This window comes from Paracraurococcus ruber (assembly GCF_004353985.1).
Taxonomy (GTDB): Bacteria; Pseudomonadota; Alphaproteobacteria; order Acetobacterales; family Acetobacteraceae; genus Paracraurococcus; species Paracraurococcus ruber.
Map to the genome: position 1 here is coordinate 1 of NZ_SMOA01000011.1, position 18,042 is coordinate 18,042.

15 protein-coding genes are annotated in these 18,042 nt (G+C 73.8%); 9 read left to right on the plus strand and 6 right to left on the minus strand.

The features are described from left to right. Positions 1–505: thiamine pyrophosphate-binding protein (locus tag E2C05_RS04350; RefSeq protein ID WP_275670490.1), on the minus strand; the 505-nt coding region annotated here is incomplete at its 3' end. A gap of 237 nt (positions 506–742) precedes the next feature. Here E2C05_RS04350 and E2C05_RS04355 point away from each other — a divergent pair. Together E2C05_RS04355 and E2C05_RS04360 are read left to right on the plus strand one after the other, a co-directional pair. Further along, a complete protein-coding gene (locus E2C05_RS04355; RefSeq protein WP_456306473.1) occupies positions 743–2,233 on the plus strand; it encodes a circularly permuted type 2 ATP-grasp protein in 1,491 nt (496 codons plus the stop codon). Beyond that, positions 2,227–3,165, plus strand: a complete 939-nt coding sequence (locus E2C05_RS04360) for an alpha-E domain-containing protein (RefSeq protein ID WP_133218382.1) — start codon at positions 2,227–2,229, stop codon at positions 3,163–3,165. The genes E2C05_RS04355 and E2C05_RS04360 overlap by 7 nt, the downstream gene beginning before the upstream one ends. A 39-nt stretch (positions 3,166–3,204) precedes the next feature. Here the strand turns inward: E2C05_RS04360 and E2C05_RS04365 are convergent, their stop codons facing one another. From E2C05_RS04365 to nhaA, 3 genes are all read right to left on the minus strand, one after another. After that, complete coding sequence (locus tag E2C05_RS04365) at positions 3,205–4,092, minus strand: NAD(P)-dependent oxidoreductase (protein WP_133218383.1); 888 nt, start codon at positions 4,090–4,092, stop codon at positions 3,205–3,207. Between the two features lie 33 nt (positions 4,093–4,125). Further along, on the minus strand, positions 4,126–5,403 hold the full coding sequence (locus E2C05_RS04370; RefSeq protein ID WP_158291949.1) for an ABC transporter substrate-binding protein: 1,278 nt from the start codon (positions 5,401–5,403) through the stop codon (positions 4,126–4,128). A gap of 392 nt (positions 5,404–5,795) precedes the next feature. Beyond that, the gene (nhaA, locus tag E2C05_RS04375) at positions 5,796–7,010 is read right to left on the minus strand and encodes a Na+/H+ antiporter NhaA (RefSeq protein WP_133218385.1); all 1,215 of its coding nucleotides are present in this window, start codon (positions 7,008–7,010) and stop codon (positions 5,796–5,798) included. Positions 7,011–7,463: 453 nt separating this feature from the next. Between nhaA and E2C05_RS04380 the strand changes: the two genes are divergently transcribed. Further along, entirely contained in the window at positions 7,464–8,216 is a 753-nt protein-coding gene (locus tag E2C05_RS04380) for a peptidase (RefSeq protein WP_133218386.1), read from the plus strand. Positions 8,217–8,320: 104 nt separating this feature from the next. Here E2C05_RS04380 and E2C05_RS04385 read toward each other — a convergent pair whose 3' ends face one another. Both E2C05_RS04385 and E2C05_RS04390 read right to left on the minus strand, forming a co-directional pair. After that, a complete protein-coding gene (locus E2C05_RS04385) occupies positions 8,321–10,393 on the minus strand; it encodes a xanthine dehydrogenase family protein molybdopterin-binding subunit (RefSeq protein WP_158291950.1) in 2,073 nt (690 codons plus the stop codon). A 10-nt stretch (positions 10,394–10,403) separates the two neighbouring features. Further along, positions 10,404–10,853 (minus strand): (2Fe-2S)-binding protein, encoded by a 450-nt coding sequence (locus E2C05_RS04390; RefSeq protein WP_133218388.1) that lies wholly within the window; start codon positions 10,851–10,853, stop codon positions 10,404–10,406. 109 nt (positions 10,854–10,962) lie between these two features. Here E2C05_RS04390 and E2C05_RS04395 point away from each other — a divergent pair, with 109 nt between their 5' ends. The 6 genes from E2C05_RS04395 to E2C05_RS04420 all read left to right on the plus strand — a co-directional run bounded on the left by E2C05_RS04395 (position 10,963) and on the right by E2C05_RS04420 (position 18,021). After that, on the plus strand, positions 10,963–11,934 hold the full coding sequence (locus E2C05_RS04395) for a tripartite tricarboxylate transporter substrate binding protein (RefSeq protein WP_133218389.1): 972 nt from the start codon (positions 10,963–10,965) through the stop codon (positions 11,932–11,934). Between the two features lie 90 nt (positions 11,935–12,024). Continuing rightward, positions 12,025–12,990 (plus strand): tripartite tricarboxylate transporter substrate binding protein, encoded by a 966-nt coding sequence (locus E2C05_RS04400; protein WP_240046560.1) that lies wholly within the window; start codon positions 12,025–12,027, stop codon positions 12,988–12,990. Between the two features lie 13 nt (positions 12,991–13,003). Further along, positions 13,004–13,471, plus strand: coding sequence for a (2Fe-2S)-binding protein (locus tag E2C05_RS04405; protein WP_133218390.1), 468 nt, complete (start codon positions 13,004–13,006; stop codon positions 13,469–13,471). Beyond that, positions 13,468–15,651, plus strand: coding sequence for a xanthine dehydrogenase family protein molybdopterin-binding subunit (locus tag E2C05_RS04410; protein WP_205082717.1), 2,184 nt, complete (start codon positions 13,468–13,470; stop codon positions 15,649–15,651). Before E2C05_RS04405 ends, E2C05_RS04410 begins: the two co-directional genes overlap by 4 nt. Positions 15,652–15,865: 214 nt before the next feature. Then, positions 15,866–16,840, plus strand: coding sequence for a substrate-binding domain-containing protein (locus E2C05_RS04415; RefSeq protein ID WP_133218391.1), 975 nt, complete (start codon positions 15,866–15,868; stop codon positions 16,838–16,840). Continuing rightward, positions 16,840–18,021 (plus strand): 3-hydroxybenzoate 6-monooxygenase, encoded by a 1,182-nt coding sequence (locus E2C05_RS04420; protein WP_133218392.1) that lies wholly within the window; start codon positions 16,840–16,842, stop codon positions 18,019–18,021. Before E2C05_RS04415 ends, E2C05_RS04420 begins: the two co-directional genes overlap by 1 nt. The last annotated feature ends 21 nt before the right edge of the window (positions 18,022–18,042 follow it).

An 18,042-nucleotide genomic window follows, 5' to 3' on the forward strand; every position in this document is an offset into this window, starting at 1 on the left:
CCGAGAGTTCCAGCAGCACCGGCCCGCGCGGCGCCGCCATCGCCGCGTCCAGCAGCGCCGCCGCCTGGGCGCCGGGCGCGCCGCCCGCCTCGGTGGCGCGGGCCTGCGCCTTGCTGACCGGCGCCAGCATGGCCGCATGGTCGAAATACTGGTGCGTCGTGAAGGCCCGCTCCGCGCTCGGGAAGCCGTCGGCCAGCAGCAGCACCGGGGCGCGGTCCAGCGCCGCCTGGGCCATGCCGTTCGCGGCATTGCCGACGCCCGGTCCGCGCGTGACAACCACGGCGCCGGGTCGGCCGCCGAGTTCCGCCTCGGTCGCGGCCATGATCACCGCCGCCGTCTCCTGCCGGGCCAGGACGAAGGGGATGCCGCGCGCCGCCGCCGCCTCGATCAGGTCGAGGCTCGAGCCGCCGCCGGGCACGCCGTAGAGCCGCGCGACGCCGGCCGCGCGCAGCGCCTCCGCCACCGCGGCCGCGCCCGTCATCCCGCCATGGTCCTGCTGCGGCATGCGTTTCCGTCCCCTGGCCGACCCCTTGGCCAACCCCCTTGGCCGGCATGGCGCGCAGCATAGGGCGGATCGGTCGCCTGACCAGCGGGTGGCGCTGCTGCCGGACTGTGCATTTTGGATAGCGATTGTGCGGGGCCACGCCACCCGCCCGAAATGGCAGCGTTGCCCGGCTTGAAGCGCGGGTGTGTCCCGTGCAGTTTCGGTCATCGGGACCATCAACCAGGGGATCCGCGCCGCGTGTCTGCTTCGAAACCCGCTGCCTTCGACGAAATGCGCGCCGAGGACGGGGTCCGCGCCGCCTATGCCGAGATCGCCGCCTGGCTGCGCGCCACGCCGCGCGAGGACCTGGATCGCAAGCGGCACGAGGCGGAGCTGCTGTTCCGCCGCATCGGCATCACCTTCGCGGTGTATGGCGAAGGCGGCGACCCCGAGCGCCTGATCCCCTTCGACATCATCCCCCGCATCATCGCCCGGTCCGAATGGGAAAGGCTGTCCACCGGGCTGCGGCAGCGGGTGCGGGCGCTGAACGCCTTCCTGGCCGATGTCTATGGCAAGCAGGAGATCCTGCGGGCCGGCAAGGTGCCGACCGCCCTCGTCCTGGAGAACGAGGCCTACCGCAAGGAGATGGTGGGCATCGTCCCGCCCGGCGGCATCTACACCCATGTCAGCGGCATCGACATGGTCCGCACCGGGCCGGACGAGTTCTACGTGCTGGAGGACAACTGCCGCACGCCCTCCGGCGTCTCCTACATGCTGGAGAACCGGGAGGCGATGCTGCGCCTGTTCCCCAGGCTCTGCGCCCGCCACCGGATCGCGCCGGTCAGCCGCTACCCCGAGGAGTTGCTGGAGACGCTGAAGGCGGTGGCCCCCGCCCGCGCCGGCGCCGACCCCACGGTCGCGCTGCTGACGCCCGGCCCCTACAACAGCGCCTATTACGAGCACTGCTTCCTGGCCGACGAGATGGGCGTGGAGGTGGTGGAGGGCGCCGATCTCTGCGTGCAGGACGAGGTGGTGTACATGCGCACCACCGCCGGGCCGAAGCGGGTGGACGTGATCTATCGCCGCATCGACGACGACTTCCTGGACCCGGAGGCCTTCCGGCCGGACAGCCTGGTCGGCGTGCCCGGGCTGATGGCGGCCTACCGCGCCGGCAATGTCGCGCTGGCCAATGCGCCGGGCGGCGGCATCGCCGACGACAAGGCGATCTACCCCTATGTGCCGGAGATGGTGCGCTTCTACCTGGGGGAGGAGCCGTTGCTGGCCAATGTCCCCACCTTCCTCTGCGAGCGGGAGGAGGACCGGAAATACGTCCTCTCCAACCTGCATGAGCTGGTGGTGAAGCTGGCCAAGGGCTCCGGCGGCTACGGCATGCTGATCGGCCCGCATGCGACCGCCGCGCAGCGGGAGGAATTCCGCGCCCGCATCCTGGCGAGGCCGGGCGACTACATCGCGCAGCCGACGCTGGCGCTGTCCACCTGCCCGACGGTGGTGGAGCAGGGCATCGCGCCGCGGCATGTCGACCTCAGGCCCTTCGTGCTCTCGGGCAAGGAGATCCGCATCGTCCCGGGCGGGCTGACGCGCGTCGCGCTGAAGGACGGGTCGCTGGTGGTCAACTCCTCCCAGGGCGGCGGCACCAAGGACACCTGGGTGCTGGAGGATGAGGGGCCGGGCGGGCTGGCGGAGGGCCAGAGCCAGAGCCAGGTCCAGTCGGCCGGCCTCGGATGCTGAGCCGCACCGCCGACAGCCTGTTCTGGCTGGCCCGCTACGCCGAACGCGCCGGCAATGTCGCCCGCGGCCTCGCCGTCGCCTCCCGCATGGCCGCGGTCTCGGCCCGGCTGGGCGACGAGGTGGCGGAATGGCGGGCGCTGCTCACCGCCTCGGGCGGCGATGCCGTCTTCTACCGGAAGTACGAGGCGCCGACCGCCGAATCCTGCATCCACTGGCTGGTCTTCGACCCGGAGAATTCCTCCTCCATCCTGTCCTGCTTCGAGGCGGCGCGGCGCAACGCGCGCTCCGTCCGCACGGCGCTGACCGTGGACATGTGGGAGGCGCTGAACGACAGCTGGAACCGCCTGCGCGAATTCTCGCCCGACGCGACGGAGGGCGAGCAGCTCGCCGATTTCCTCGGCTGGGTGCGGGAACGCGTCACGCTGTTCAACGGCGCGGCGCATGACACCATGCTGCGGAACGAGGCCTGGCGCTTCGTCCATCTCGGCACGATGCTGGAGCGCGCCGACAACACCGCGCGGCTGCTCGACGTCAAGCACGCGCTCTTCGCGCCGGAGGTGGCGGGGGCGGTCGACTACGTGCAGTGGCAGGCGGTGCTGCGCTCGGTCTCCGCGCTGCGGTCCTACCAGTGGATCTACCGCGACCGCCTCTCCGCCCGGCGCATCGCCGAGCTGATGATCCTGCGGCCGGAGCTGCCGCGCAGCCTCGCCGCCTGCCATGCCGAGGTGTCGGACACGCTGGAGGCGATCGCGCAGGAGCAGGGTGGCCGCACCGGCGAATGCCACCGCATCGCCGGGCTGCTGAAGGCGCAGCTCCGCTACGGCCAGATCGACGATGTCTTCGCCGAGGGGCTGCACGAGTTCCTGACCGGGATGATCACCCGCACCGCGGAACTGGGCGCGGCGATCGACGCCTTCTACATCCGCCACTAGGGCGGATCGCACGGCGCAACGCCGCCCCGGGCGCCAGGCTCAGCCCGGGTCCGGCCGGTAGAGCCGGATGACGGAGACGCTGTCGGCCATCGCATGGCCCTGGCCGACATAGGCGTCGAGCCGCCCGGTCGCGGCGCCGACCACCGGCAGGTCGAGCCCGAGGCCCGCCGCATAGTCCTGCACCGCATGCAGGTCCTTCTGCAGCTGCCGGGCATAGCCGAGCGGCGGGTCGAAGGCGCGGGCCTGCATCAGCGGCCAGATGCGCTGCAGCAGCGCCCCATCGGCGAAGCCGCCGGCCAGCGCGGCCGGCACCGCGGCGGCATCCAGCCCGGCGGCCTCGGCCATCGCCAGCGCCTCCGCCATCACCAGGAAGCCGGCGCCGACGACGGCCTGGTTCACCATCTTCGCCGCCTGGCCGGCGCCGGTCTCGCCAAGCCTGGTGACCTGGGCGCCCAGGTCGCGCAGCACCGGCAGGGCTGCGGCGACATCCGCGGCGTCGCCGCCGGCCATGATGGTCAGCGTGCCGGCGCGCGCGGCGGGCGGGCCGCCGGAGACCGGCGCGTCCACGAAGCCCATCCCCACCGCGTCCCGCAGCCGCGTCGCAAGGTCGCGCGCCGCCGCCGGCGGGATGGTGGACAGGTCGACCAGCCGCTTGCCGGCGCAGGCGGCGCGGCCGGCGGTCGCGACGCCGCCGGGGCCGAACAGGCAGTTCTCCACCGCCGCGGCATGCAGCACGCAGCAGAGCAGGATCTCGCTGGCGGCCACGACCGCGGCGGGGGAGGCGGCGGCGGCGGCGCCATGCGGCACCACCAGGTCCAGCCGCTCCGGCTCCAGGTTCCAGGCGGTGACCTGATGGCCGCGGGCCAGCAGGCGGCGCGCCATCGCCTCGCCCATCAGCCCGACGCCGAGCAGCCCGATCCGTGCCATGCCCGCCCTCTCTCCCTCTGCCGGCGATGCAAGTCAGCCGCGATAGATGCGCTGCGCCCGCCGCTCGGCCCGCGCCGCGGCCTCCCGCGCGGTCGCCTGGCCGCCCACCGCCTCGGCGAACATGTCGGCGACCACGCTGTCGGCCAGCGCCGCCGAGGCCTCCGGCCCCAGGGTCCCGGCCCAGGAGATCGGCCTGCCGCGCGCCGCGACGTCGCGGAACAGCCGCACCTTCGGGTCACGCGTCCAGACCGGGCTGTCGTCATAGGCCCGCAGCCCCTGGGAGAGGTAGCCGACCGAGGCTTCCAGCACCCGCCGGTAGCGCGGCGGATCCATCAGGAAGGCGAGCAACGCCTTGGCGGCGTTCGGGTAGCGCGTGTAGCGCATGACCACGAAGGGGAAGACGATGTGCAGCTCGGCCGGCTGGCCGACCGGCCCCACGGGCCAGAGCGCATGGTCGATATCCGCCGCCACCTCCATCCGGTCGGCCAGCGCCTTGCCGTAGATGGAGACGGCGTTGTTGGTCAGGTGGACCTGGCCGTTCAGGAAGGAGCCGTTGTTGGAGGCGTCGTTCCAGCCCTGGGTGCCGGGGATGAAATGCTGCGCCACCTCCCGCGCATACTCGATGGCGCGGATGGTCTCGGGGCTGTTGATGGCGACCCGGTTGCGCTCGTCCACCAGCTTCCCGCCATGCGACCAGAGCAGCCAGTGCGCGAAGGAATTGCCGTCATTCGGCGCCCGGCTCAGCGCGAAGCCGGCCGGCTTGCCGATGCGCTTCATCTCCCGCACCAGCCGCAGGAAGCCGTCGGTGTCCGCCGGGAAGCGCTCGAACCCCGCCTCCCGCAGGGTGGAGATGCGATAGACCGGCAGCACGCCGACGACGAAGGGCGAGAGGCCGATCCAGCGCCCGTCGCGCATCCCGTACTGCTCGACCAGCCTGTACCAGCCGCCGCCGGCCTGGCCGACCTGCGCCGCGAGGTCGGAGAGGTCGAGTAGCTTGTCGGCCAGGAGCTGCGGCGTCATCTGCAGGGTCCAGGCGACATCCGGCCCGCTGCCGATGCTGGCGGCGACGCTGAGCTGCGGGTGGACATCGTCCTGCCAGACGCTGTCGACGCGCACCTCGACGCCGGTTGCCTCGGTGAAGGCGCGGATGTTCTCGGTGGTGGCGCGCTCCTCGGCGTCGAGGAACTTTCCCCAGCGCAGCAGCCGCAGGCTGGCGCCGCGTTCCGGCTGGAAGGGCAGGGCCTGCGCCCGGGCCTGGGGCGACAGCGCGCCCGCCGCGGCGGCGGCGAGCAGGTGACGGCGTCCGGTCATGGCAACGCGTCCTCCCATGGTTCTTCTGCTTGTTGGGAGGAAGCCTGCGCGCCCGCGGCGCCGCGCGTCAACACGGACCCGGCCGGGGCCGGGTGCGTGTCGAAGGCTGGGCCTTCGATGCGGCCCGGTGTCCTGCCCGCTGCGTTCGCAGCCACTGCCTGCGAACGCAGCGGACCAGCAGGCTACTGAAAACAAAGGCTGGTGGCCCGGACCGCAGGACGCCAGAAGTGGCGGCGAAGGTCGGAGTCGGGACGCCGGAGCGGCTCGCGCGTTCCTCTGAGAGCGCGAACCGCTCTAGCCTAGTGGTTGCAGAGCGGCATCTCGCGTCCGGGCGTTCACGCCCTCCGGCGATCCGCTCCAGCGCCGCGGGGCCGGCGCGGCGCCGCCGGACGTCACCTGGCGGCAGCCCGCTTCGGCGGCGGGATCTCCCGCGGCGCCACGCGCAGCACCGCCCAGCCGGCCAGCCCGGCGGTGAGGGAGCCGAGCAGGATGCCGAGCTTCACCTCGTTCTGCAGCAACTCGTTCCCGTCGAAGGCGAGCAGGCCGATGAACAGGCTCATCGTGAAGCCGATGCCGCAGAGCAGCGAGACGCCTACCATCTGGCCCCAGCCCGCGCCCATCGGCAGGTCGGCGAGGCCGAGCCGGATGGTGATCGCGGCGCTGCCGAAGACGCCGACCAGCTTGCCGAGGACGAGGCCAAGCGCGACGCCGAGCGTCAGGTGGTCCGCCAGCGCATCGAGGCCGATGCCGCTGAAGGAGACGCCGGCATTGGCCAGGCCGAAGACCGGCACGATGCCGAAGGCGACCCAGGGGTGCAGTCTGTGCTCCAGCCGGTGCAGCGGCGAATGCTCGATGTCGTCCACCCGCCCCGGCTCGGCGTGCAGCGGGATGGTGAGCGCCAGCACCACGCCGGCGATCGTCGCATGCACGCCGGAGCGCAGCACCAGCACCCACAGCACCGCGCCGAGCAGGAGATAGGGGAGAAGCCGGGTGACGCCGCGCAGGTTCAGCCCTGCCAGCAGCGCGGCGACCGCGGCGGCGAGGGCGAGATCGAGCAGCGACAGGTTGCCGGTGTAGAACAGCGCGATGATCAGGACCGCGCCGAGATCGTCGATGATCGCCAGCGCCGCGAGGAAGACCTTGAGCGAGCTGGGCACGCGGTCGCCCAGCAGCGACAGCACGCCGAGGGCGAAGGCGATGTCGGTGGCGGACGGGATGGCCCAGCCGCGCAGCGTCTCCGCGTCGTTCCAGTTGAAGGCGGCGTAGATCAGCGCCGGCACCGCCATGCCGCCGGCGGCGGCGATGCCGGGCAGGGCGCGGCGTGGCCAGGAGGCAAGCTGGCCGGCCAGGAACTCCCGCTTGATCTCGAGGCCGACGAACAGGAAGAACACCGCCATCAGCCCGTCATTGATCCAGTGCTGCAGGCTGAGCGGGCCGAGATACAGGTGCAGCGCGGCGAAATAGCCCGGCGCGGCGGGCGAGTTGGCCAGCACGAGGGCGAGCGCCGCGGCGCCCATCAGCACCAGGCCGCCGGCCGCCTCGCTGTCCAGGAAATCCCGCAGCAGGGAGAGCGGGCGGCGGGAGGCGGGTGCGGTCCCGTCGGGCATCGTGGTCCTTTCCTGGGTCGGGCGGCCGTCCCTGGCGGGCAGGCCGCGGCGCCGGCGCAACGCGGCAGCCTCCGGCGGGATGCGAGGGGCCGCCTTCGGGGCACGCCGCAGCCGCAGCGGGCATATGGGGGAGAGCGGGTGGCCTTGTCACCTCGACCCCGGCAAGGCCCGGCCCGGTGGCGACATGGCCGCCGGCCGGCGGGCAGGGCAGGGTGCAGGGCGCGCCCGGCCGGGTTGCCGCAGCGGGTGGGCCGGGCCGCGGGCCGCCATGCGGCGCCGCGCCGGCATCGCCCGGCCCGACCCGCCGGCACAGCGAAGGCTGCGGAGGATGCCCATGCCATCCCCTCGCCCATCCCCTTGCCACGCGTCCGGAGCCGGTGCCGGCGACAGGTTCGGGACGGTACGCCCATGTGGAAATGGCCTATACCGGGCGCGGCCAGAGGAACGCCCGGCATGACCTATTGCGTCGGACTCTATCTGCGGGACGGGTTGGTGCTGCTCTCCGACACCCGCACCAATGCCGGCGTCGACCATGTCTCCTGCTTCGGGAAGATGCAGGTCGAGGAGGTGCCGGGCGAGCGCCTGCTGGTCCTGCAGACCGCCGGCAACCTGGCGCTGACCCAGGCGGTCTGGAACCGGCTGCAGGAGGGGGTGCGGCTCGACGGCCGGCGCCAGACCCTGCGCGAGGTACCGAACATGTTCCAGGCCGCGCAGCTGGTCGGGCAGGCGGTGCGGGACGTGTACCAGGCGGATGGCCCGGCGCTGTCGGCGCAGGGGGTGGGGTTCGACCTGTCCCTGCTGCTGGGCGGGCAGATCCAGGGCGGGCCGCCGCGGCTCTACCTGGTCTATGCCGCCGGCAACTTCATCGAGGCGACGCCGGACACGCCCTTCCTGCAGATCGGCGAGGTGAAGTACGGCAAGCCCATCCTGGACCGGAACGTGCAGTTCGACACCTCGCTGCCGGACGGGGTGAAGCTGGCGCTGATCAGCATGGACGGCACGCTGCGGTCCAACCTGACGGTGGGGATGCCGGTGGACCTGCTGACCTACCGCACCGACAGCTTCGCCGTGGCGCTGCGGCGGCGGCTGGGCGAGGACGACGCCTATTTCCGGACGATCCGGGAGGGCTGGGCGGCGGCGCTGCGGCGGGCCTACCAGGACCTGCCGGCGCCCGACTGGGGCAGGTCAGGGGGCTCTGCCCCCTGAACCCCCCCCGGGGGGGGATCGAACCGACCCCCGGGCCCCCGCATGGGGTTGACCCAGGCCGGTCCAGGGGTCGCCTGACCCCTGGCGGGTGGAGCCCTCCTCGGTCACGCCCGCAGGTCGTGCTGCAGCAGGGGCAGGCTGCGTAGCCGCTTCCCCGTCGCGGCGAAGATCGCATTCGCCACGGCCGGCGCCACCGGCGGCACGCCGGGTTCGCCCACGCCGCCAACCGGCACGCCCGGCGTCGTGAGGATGTGGGTCTCGACCACCGGCGCCTCCTCCATCCGCAGGATCGGATAGGCGTCGAAATTCCGCTGCTCCGTGCGGCCCTCGCGCAGAGTCACCGCCTCGTGCAGCGCGGCGGAGAGGCCCCAGGCCACGCTGCCCTCCATCTGCGCCGTCACCTGACCGGGATTCACCACCTCGCCGCAATCGATCGCCACCGTCACGCGGTGGACGCGCAGCGTGCCGCGCTCGACCGAGACCTCGGCGACCTGCGCGACCGGGCTGTCATAGATCTCGCAGAAGGCGATGCCGCGATGCCGGCCAGCGGGGGCGGGCGTGCCCCAGCCGGATGTCTCGGCCGCGGTCTGCAGCACCCGCAGCCGGCGCGGGTCATGCGCCAGCAGGGCGCGGCGCAGCGCATAGGGGTCCTGGCCCGTCGCCGCCGCCACCTCGTCGAGGAAACACTCCAGGAAGAAGGCGTTCTGCGAGCCGCCGACGCTGCGCCAGAGCCAGCTTTTCGCCGGCCCTTCCGTGCGCACCCATTCGCTGCGGAAGGCACCGAACCGGTAGGGCGTGTCGGTCACCGCCTGCAGCGCGAAGGGGTCCAGGATGGCCGGGCCGCGCGCCATGAAGCCGGGCCGGTAGTCGCCCATCACCGACTGCCCGGCGCTGCGGAACCAGAGGCCGGTGAGCTTGCCCTGCGCGTCCAGGGCGGCGCGGAGGCGGCAGGCATGGGCGGGGCGGTAGTACCCCTGCGCGAATTCCTCCTCCCGCGGCCAGGTCAGCTTGACGGGGCGGCCGACCGCCCTGGCGACCATCGCGGCCTGCTCGGCGACCTCCACCATCAGCCGCCGGCCGAAGGCGCCGCCGGCGAAGGTGGTGTGGACCCGCACCTTCTCCGGCGCCACGCCCGCGCCTTTTGCCACCGCGGCGCGCACCCAGTCCTGGTGCTGGGTGGGGGCCCAGGCCTCGGCGGCATCGCCCTGGATGCGGACGGTGCAGTTGTCGGTCTCGAGCGGGGCGTGGGCCAGCGCCGGGACCTCGTAGGTGGCATCCACCACCCGGGCGGCGGCGCGCAGCGCGGCCTCCACGCGGATCACCACGGCCTCGGCGCCCTTCAGCGCCGCCCAGGTATCGGTCGCCACCACCGCGACCCCGCGGGTGCCGAGCGGCACCACATCCACCACGCCGCGCACCGCGCGCGCCGGGGCGGCATCGAAGCCGGCCATCGCCGCGCCATGCGCCGGCGAGAGCTTCGCCACCGCCTGCAGCATGCCGGGCAGCCGCACATCCTGGCCGAACACTGCCGCGCCGCGCGTCTTGGCCGGCACGTCGAGCCGCGGGACGGGCTGGCCGACCAGGCGGCGCTCGGCGGCCGGCTGCAGTCGGGGCTGCTCGGGCAGGGGGAGGGCGGCGGCGGCCTCCGCCACCTCCCCTACGGCCAGGCTGCGGCCGGAGGCGGCGTGGGTGATCCGCCCCTCCGCCAGGGTCAGCGAGCCGGCCGGCACGCCCAGGCGCTGCGCCGCGGCCTCGACCAGCACCGCTCGCGCCTGGGCGGCGGCGCGGCGCAGCCGGGGCTGGATCAGCCGCACGCCCCAGGAGGCGCCGGCATACTGCTCGTTCACCGGGGTGTAGCGGAACGGGCCCTCGGGCTGCGCCACCTCCACCGTCACGGCCGAGAGCGGCACGCCGAGCTCGTCCGCGACGATCTGGGCATGCGCGGTATGGGTGCCTTGGCCCATCTCCAGGATCGGGGTCAGCACCGTCACGCGGCCATCGGCGCCGATGCGGAGGAAGGCGGTGACGCGGCCCGGCCCGGCATTCGGACTCTCGCCCGGCGGGATGGCGGTGGGGGGCGGGCCAGGAGGAGACCCAGGCGGGGCCTGCTGTGCCTCGGCGAGGACGGGGACCAGCAGGGCGGCGCCGGCGGCCTTGAGGAGATGGCGGCGGTCCATGGCGGCCTCCTCAGCCCTGGGCCGCGGCATGGATGGCCGCGCGCACCCGCTGATAGGTGCCGCAGCGGCAGAGATGCCCGGCCATCGCCGCGTCGATCTCGGCATCGCTGGGCTTCGGCGTCGCGGCGAGCAGGGCGGCGGCGCCCATGATCTGCCCGCTCTGGCAGAAGCCGCATTGCGGCACCTGCTGCGCCACCCAGGCGCGCTGCACCTTGTGGTCGCCGGCGGGGTGCAGCCCCTCGATCGTCGTGATCCGCTTGCCGGCGAGGTCGCCCAGGCGAAGCTGGCAGGCCCGTGCCGCCGCGCCGTCCAGATGCACCGTGCAGGCGCCGCATTGCGCGATGCCGCAGCCGTATTTCGTGCCGGTCAGGCCCAGATGGTCGCGCAGCGCCCAGAGCAGGGGCATGTCGGGGTCGAGGTCGAGGCGCCGCGCCTCGCCGTTCACGACGAGCTCTATCATGGGTAATGCTTCCTCCCGGACGGGTCCTTCTGGTGCGCCAGATGGCACCGGGTTAAGCGAACCGCAATGCGTTGCGCGGCCGCGACGGCCGCCGAGGGAGAGACCGAGGATGCACCGACGCCCCCTGCTGGCCGCGGCCCTGGCGACCGCCGCGCTGCCGCGCCGCGGCCTGGCCCAGGGCGGTGCCGCCTGGCCCAGCCGCCCGGTGCGGATCGTGGTGCCCTTCGGCCTGGGCGGGTCGGCGGACGTGGCGGCGCGCTTCCTGGCGGAGCCGCTGAGCCAGGCGCTGGGCCAGCCCGTCGTCGTGGAGAACCGCCCGGGCGCCGGCGCCGTGATCGGCACCGATGTGGTGGCGAAGTCGGTGCCGGACGGCCACACGCTGCTGCTGATGTCGAACACCCATACGGCGAACGAGACACTGATCCCGAACCGGCCCTATGTGCTGCTGCGGGACCTGGCGCCGGTGGCGGCGATCAACATCGCCTACCACGTGCTGGCGGTGCATCCCTCGCTCGGCGTGAGGAGCGTGGCGGAGCTGGTGGCGAAGGCGAAGGCCGAGCCTGGCAGGATCGACTACGCTTCCTCCGGCCCCGGCACGCCCTATCACATCGCCGGGGAGGTGTTCCGGGCGATGGCGGGGATCGAGGTCAACCACATCCCCTTCCGCGGGTCGAACGAGGCGCGGACGGCGCTGATCGCCGGCCAGGTGCCGATGATGTTCGACGCCATCCCGACGATGCGGGAGCAGATCGTGGGCGGCCGGGTGCTGGGCCTGGCGACGACGGGCACGGCGCGCAGCCCGCTGCTGCCGGAATTGCCGACGGTGGCGGAAACGCTGCCGGGCTACGAGGCGAGCATCTGGCTGGGGCTGATGGCGCCCGCCGGCACGCCGGCCCCGGTGGTGGAGCGGCTGCATGCCGAGGTCGGGCGCGTGCTGTCGGAAGGCGCGGCGCGGGAGACGATGGCGCGCGGCGGGGCGCAGCCGATGGTGATGGGCGTCGCGGAGTTCGACGCCTTCCTCCGGCGGGACATCGAGCGGCAGCGGGAGTGGATACGCATGGCGCGGGTGCAGCTGGGGTAGGCGGTCCGGGCCGCGCGCCGCGGCAGGGCTGACGGGGCTTGCCGGTGCGGGCGAGGCCGGTAGGCTGGCCGGCAACCGGAGGAACCAGACATGCCGCATCGCCGTGCCGTCCTGGCGGGGGCCGCCATGGCCGCGCTGGCCGGGCCGGCGGCGGCCCAACCCGCCTGGCCCAGCCGCCCCATCCGCATCATCGTGCCCTTCGGCCTGGGCGGCGCCGCCGATGTCGCGGCGCGCTTCATGGCAGAGCCGCTCTCCCAGGCGCTGCAGGTGCCCGTGGTGATCGAGAACCGGCCGGGCGCCGGCGGCACCATCGGCACCGACCTCGCCGCCAAGGCGCCGCCCGATGGCCACACCCTCGTCGCCCTAGGCAACACCGCCGCGGTGAACGAGACGCTGCAGCCGCAGCGCGGCTACGTTCTGCTGCGCGACCTCACCCCGGTCGCGCCCATCAACATCGCCAACAACGTCCTCGTCGTGCATCCCGCGGTCCCGGCGCGCGACCTCGGCGAGTTCCTCGCGCTGCTGCGGCGGGAACCGGGACGTTGGAACTATGCGCATAGCGGGCCGGGCACGCCCTACCACCTCGCCGGCGAGATGCTGAAGCACATGGCCGGGGTGGACATGGTCGCGGTCAGCTTCCGCGGCTCGAACGAGGCGCGCACCGCCGTGCTGGCCGGGCAGGTGCCGATCATGTTCGACGGCATCCCCACCATGATCCCGCAGATCGAGGCCGGGCGGGTCCGCGGCCTTGCCACCACCGCCCTGCAGCGCGACCCGGCCTTGCCCGCTTTGCCGGCGGTGGCGGAGGCGGTGCCGGGCTTCGAATACCCGATCTGGATCGGGCTGATGATGCCAGCCGCGACGCCGCGCCCGATCGTCGCCCGGCTGCATGGCGAGATCACCCGCATCATGGATGGCGAGGCCGGCCGCGCCGCGATGGCCCGCATGGGCGCCCGCCCGCTGGTCATGAGCCTGTCCGACTACGACGCCTATATCCGCCGCGACATCGAGACCTTGGCGGGGCTGGTCCGCAGCGCCAATCTGCGGGCGGAGTGACGGGGGGCTTCGCATGGTCGCGTTCACGCTGAATGGCGCGCCGGTCGCGCTGGAGGTGTCGCCGGATGCCTCCCTGCTGCACGCCCTGCGCGGCCCGGCCGGGCTTTCCGGCCCGCGCTTCGGCTGCGGCACGGAACAATGCGGCACCTGCATGGTGCTGCTGGATGGCGCGCCGTCCTATGCCTGCACCCTCGCCGCATCGGCCTGCGCCGGCCGCGCCGTGACGACGGTGGAGGGCCTCGGCACGCCCGACGCCCCACACCCGCTGCAGGCCGCCTTCCTGGCGGAACAGGCGGGGCAATGCGGCTACTGCCTGTCCGGCATCCTGGTCTCGGCCGCGGCGCTGCTGGCGCGCGACCCCGACCCCGATGATGGCGCCATCCGCGCCGCGCTCGACCCGCATCTCTGCCGCTGCGGCAGCCACAACCGGATCCTGCGGGCCGTGCGCCGCGCGGCCGCGGCCATGCGGGTCCCGGCATGAGCGGCGGCAAGGGGCTGATCGCCGACCCTGTCACCGGCACCACCACCACCGGCTTCGGCGCCGCCATGCCGCCGGCGGATGGCAGGCCGCGCCTGCCGGGCAGCCTGCACCTCAACCGCCGCCTGTCGCAGTGGCTCTCCTTCCACGCCGATGGCCGCGTCACCATCACGCCCGGCAAGGTGGAGCTGGGGCAGGGGATCCTCACCACCCTGTCCCAGATCGCCGCCGAGGAGCTGGACGTCGATTTCGGCCGCATCGCGGTGACGCCCGCCGCCACGCCCACCAGCCCGGACGAGGCGGTGACCAGCGGCAGCCTCTCCACGCAGGACAGCGGCGGCGCGCTGCGCCATGCCTGCGCCCAGGCCCGCGCGATCTTCCTCGGCGTGGTGGCGCAGCGCACCGGCGTGCCGGTCGACTCCATCACCGTCGAGGACGGCGTCTTCCTCGGCCCCGCCGGCGCCATCGGCAGCTACTGGGCGCTCGCCGACCAGGCGCTGCTGGAGACGGAGGCGACGCCCGACGCCACGCCGAAGCCGCCCGGCGCGCGGCGGATCGCCGGCACCTCCGTCCCGCGGCTCGACCTGCCGGACAAGGTGTTCGGCGCCGCGCGCTATGTGCATGACCTGCGGCTGCCCGGCATGCTGCAGGCCCGCATGATCCGCCCGCCCTCGCGCCGCGCCACGCTCACCGCCATCGCGGATGGCGCGCTGCCGGGCGATGCCAGGGTGGTGCGCGACGGCGATTTCCTCGCCGTCCTCGCCGCGACCGAATGGGAGGCCGAGGCCGCCGCCACCCGCCTCGCCGCCCGCTGCACCTGGCAGGAACGGGACACGCTGCCGGACCAGGCGAGCCTCGCCGTCTGGCTGCGCGACGCCGCGACGCGCGGCGAGCGGAGCGAGGTCGCCAGCCGCGGCACGCCCGGCACCGCCGGCCGCACCCTGAAGCGCGAATTCCTCCGGCCCTACCTGGCGCATGCCTCCATCGGCCCCTCCTGCGCGGTGGCGCTGTGGGAGGGCGACACCGTGACCGTCTGGTCGCACACCCAGGGCCCCTACAACCTCCGCGCCGACATCGCCAAGACGCTGCGCTGCCCGGCGGAGAAGGTGGTGGTCCGCCATCGGGAGGGCGCCGGCTGCTACGGCCACAACGGCGCCGACGACGTGGCGCTGGATGCCGTGCTGGCGGCGCGCGCGGTGCCCGGCACGCCGGTGCGGATGCTCTGGTCGCGCGCCGAGGAGCTGGGCTGGTCGCCCTTCTCCCCGGCCATGCTGGTGGAGGTCGAGGCGGATCTCGACGCCGACGGCGGCATCGCCGCCTGGCGCAGCCACATCGTCAGCAACGGCCATTCCTCCCGCCCGGGGCGGGACCCGGCGCCGACGCTGCTCGCGGCCTCGATGCTCGCCGATCCCTTCCCGGTGAAGCCCAGCATCAACCCGCCCATGGCGGCCGGCGGCGGGGCGCCGCGCAACGGCGTGCCGCTCTATGCCTTCCCGGCCCTCAAGGTGGAGACCACGCGGCTGCTGGAGATGCCGGTGCGGACCTCGGCCCTGCGCGGCCTCGGCGCCACCCTCAATGTCTGGGCGATCGAGAGCGTGCTGGACGAGGCGGCGGCGCTGGCCGGCGAGGACCCGCTCGATTTCCGCCTGCGCCACCTGGAGGCCAAGCGCGCCGTCGCCGTGCTGGAGCGCGTCGCCGCCATGGCCGGCTGGCGCACGCGCCAGCGGCGCGAAGGCTGGGGCATGGGAATCGGCTTCGCCCGCTACAAGAACAACGGCGCCTGGGCCGCGGTGGTCGCCGAGGTGGAGGCGCGCGAACGCATCCTCTGCCGCCGCCTCTGGATCGCCGGCGACGTGGGGGAGGTGGTGAACCCCGACGGCGTCGCCAACCAGTTCGAGGGCGGGGCCATCCACGGCACCTCCGTGGCGCTGCTGGAGGAGGTGCGCTTCGATCGCCGCCGCATCACCAGCGATGGGTGGGACAGCTTCCCCATCCTCCGCTTCTCCGAGGTGCCGCAGGTGGCGGTGGACATCATCGCCCGGCCGGACCAGCCCTTCCTCGGCGCCGGCGAGGCGAGCATGGCCCCGACCATCGCCGCCATCGCCGGCGCCATCACCGATGCGCTCGGCATCCGGCCGCGGGCGCTGCCCTTCACGCCGGACCGGCTGGCCGCGGCGGCATAGGCGGCGGGCGAGGGGGACCCCGTCCCCCCGTTCGAGGCGGTGCTTCGGCCCCCGCAAGCCAAGCGCACAGGCGCGCGTGGAACCCGCGCGTCATCGCCGCGGCGACAGGCCTTTGCCGCTAGGGGCCGGTCCGGGCCCCGGCGGGGCGGGTGCGGGAGGGGCGGGGCCCCCTCCGCGCGTTGCCAAGGCGCCGGGCGCGCGGCACCACTGCGGCATGCCGAAGCTCCGCCTCTCCTTCGCCTGCACCGCCTCCGACCGCACCCGGCCGCTGATGGAGGGCCGCGTCGCCGTCCCCGGCGTCGACTTCACCTTCCTCCCCGGCGAGCCGGAGGACATTTTCCGCAGGGCCCTGCGGGACAGGGCCTTCGACGTCACCGAGCTGTCCATGGGCAGCCACATCGTCACCACGGCCCGCGGCGACAGCCCCTATGTCGGGGTGCCCATCTTCCTCTCACGGGCCTTCCGCCATTCCGCCATCTACATCCGCACGGATCGCGGCATCCGCACGGCGGCCGACCTCGCCGGCCGGACCATCGGCCTGCCGGAATACCAACAGACCGCCGCCCTCTGGGTCCGCGGCTTCCTGCGGGAGCAGTACGGGGTGGACACGCGCGGCATCCGCTGGCGCACCGGGGCGGAACGGGTCGCCATCGCCCTGCCGCCGGGCCACGATGTCCAGCCCCTCGGCCGCGATCTGGAGGCGGCGCTGGCGGATGGCACGCTGGATGCGCTGATCGCCCCGCGGGCGCCGGCAGGGCTGGGCCAGGGGCAGGGCCAGGCCCAGGGAAGCATCGCCCGGCTCTACCCGGACTACCGCGCCGAGGAGATGGCCTGGCACAAGGCCACCGGCTTCTTCCCCATCATGCACTGCCTCGCGGTCCGCAAGGACGTGGCGGAGCAGCACCCATGGTTGCCGCTCGAGCTCCATCGCGCCTTGCGCCAGGTCAAGGCGCTCTCGCTCGGGGAGCTGCAATTGGTCAACCTGCTCCGAGTCTCGCTCCCCTGGATCGCCGCCGCCTATGAGGACCAGGCGGCGGCCATGGGCGGGGATCCGTGGCCCTACGGCTTCGGCCGGAACCGGGAGGAGATCGCCGCCATGATCCGCTTCGCCGTGGCCGATGGACTGGCCGCCGCCCCCATCCCGCCGGAGGCGCTGTTCCACCCGAGCACCCTGGCCGAGCCCGGCTGATGGACCCCATCCTGATCGCCGGCGGCGGCATCGGCGGCCTCGGCGCGGCGCTCGCCCTCTCCCGCGCCGGCCATCCGGTGCGGCTGTTCGAGCGCGCGGCGGAGTTCCGCGAGGCCGGCGCCGGCATCCAGCTCGGCCCCAACGTCTTCCACATGCTGGACCGGCTGGGGGTGCGGGAGGCGGTGGAGCGCGACGCCGTCCGCCCCGATGCCCTGGTGATGCGCTGCGCCGTGCACGGGCATGAGATCACCCGGGTGCCGCTGGACGGCATGCCGGCGCGCTTCGGCAACCCCTATGCCGTCACCCATCGCGCCGACCTGCATCGCAGCCTGCTGGAGGCCTGCCAGTCCCGCCCGGACATCCTGCTGGAGACCGCCCGGTCCGTCGCCGTCTTCATCGAGGACGCGCAGGGCGTGACCGTCCGGCTTGAGGATGGCGACTGCATCCGCGGCAGCGCGCTGGTCGGCGCCGACGGGCTCTGGAGCCGCACGCGCCAGGTGGTGGTGGGCGATGGCCGCCCGGTCGTCTCCGGCCATATCGCCTATCGCGCCGTGGTGCCGATGGACAGCCTGCCGGAGGCGGTGCGGGAGAACCGCGTCACCCTCTGGGCCGGGCCGCGCCTGCACCTGGTGCACTACCCGCTGCGGCGGGGCGAGGTGATGAACCTCGTCGCCGTCTTCCATTCCGACCACTATGCGGAAGGCTGGGACCAGGCCGGCGACCCGAAGCTGCTCTGGCGGCATTTCGACGCGACGCGGCCGGAGGTGCGGGACCTGCTCTCCCGCATCGAGACCTGGCGCTACTGGGTGCTCTGCGACCGGGAGCCGCGGCGGGGCTGGACCCGCGGCCGCGTGACGCTGCTGGGCGATGCCGCGCACCCGATGCTGCAATACCTGGCGCAGGGCGCCAACATGGCGCTGGAGGATGCGGTCTGCCTGGCGGACCAGCTGCGCGTCCATGCCGGCGACGTCGCCGCCGCCTTCGCCGCCTATGAGGCGCTGCGGGTGCTGCGCACCGGCCGGGTGCAGACCATGGCGCGGGTCTTCGGGGAGATCTACCACGCCGGCGGCGTGCGGGCGGAGCTGCGCGATGCCTGGCTGGCCGGCCGCGACCCGGAGGCGGCGCGGGAGGGCATGGCCTGGCTCTACGACCGGCCGCGCTGGCCGGGCGACGCGGGGTAGCGGGAGAGGACGCCGCCGGCC

Excerpts from the sequence above, each read along its gene's own strand:
- E2C05_RS04370 (WP_158291949.1), bottom strand. The coding sequence starts at position 5,403 with ATGACCGGACGCCGTCACCTGCTCGCCGCCGCCGCGGCGGGCGCGCTG.
- E2C05_RS04395 (WP_133218389.1), top strand. The coding sequence starts at position 10,963 with ATGCACCGACGCCCCCTGCTGGCCGCGGCCCTGGCGACCGCCGCGCTG.
- nhaA (WP_133218385.1), bottom strand. The coding sequence starts at position 7,010 with ATGCCCGACGGGACCGCACCCGCCTCCCGCCGCCCGCTCTCCCTGCTG.
- E2C05_RS04385 (WP_158291950.1), bottom strand. The coding sequence starts at position 10,393 with ATGGACCGCCGCCATCTCCTCAAGGCCGCCGGCGCCGCCCTGCTGGTC.
- E2C05_RS04405 (WP_133218390.1), top strand. The coding sequence starts at position 13,004 with ATGGTCGCGTTCACGCTGAATGGCGCGCCGGTCGCGCTGGAGGTGTCG.
- E2C05_RS04380 (WP_133218386.1), top strand. The coding sequence starts at position 7,464 with ATGACCTATTGCGTCGGACTCTATCTGCGGGACGGGTTGGTGCTGCTC.
- E2C05_RS04365 (WP_133218383.1), bottom strand. The coding sequence starts at position 4,092 with ATGGCACGGATCGGGCTGCTCGGCGTCGGGCTGATGGGCGAGGCGATG.
- E2C05_RS04415 (WP_133218391.1), top strand. The coding sequence starts at position 15,866 with ATGCCGAAGCTCCGCCTCTCCTTCGCCTGCACCGCCTCCGACCGCACC.
- E2C05_RS04410 (WP_205082717.1), top strand. The coding sequence starts at position 13,468 with ATGAGCGGCGGCAAGGGGCTGATCGCCGACCCTGTCACCGGCACCACC.
- E2C05_RS04420 (WP_133218392.1), top strand. The coding sequence starts at position 16,840 with ATGGACCCCATCCTGATCGCCGGCGGCGGCATCGGCGGCCTCGGCGCG.
- E2C05_RS04390 (WP_133218388.1), bottom strand. The coding sequence starts at position 10,853 with ATGATAGAGCTCGTCGTGAACGGCGAGGCGCGGCGCCTCGACCTCGAC.
- E2C05_RS04400 (WP_240046560.1), top strand. The coding sequence starts at position 12,025 with ATGCCGCATCGCCGTGCCGTCCTGGCGGGGGCCGCCATGGCCGCGCTG.
- E2C05_RS04360 (WP_133218382.1), top strand. The coding sequence starts at position 2,227 with ATGCTGAGCCGCACCGCCGACAGCCTGTTCTGGCTGGCCCGCTACGCC.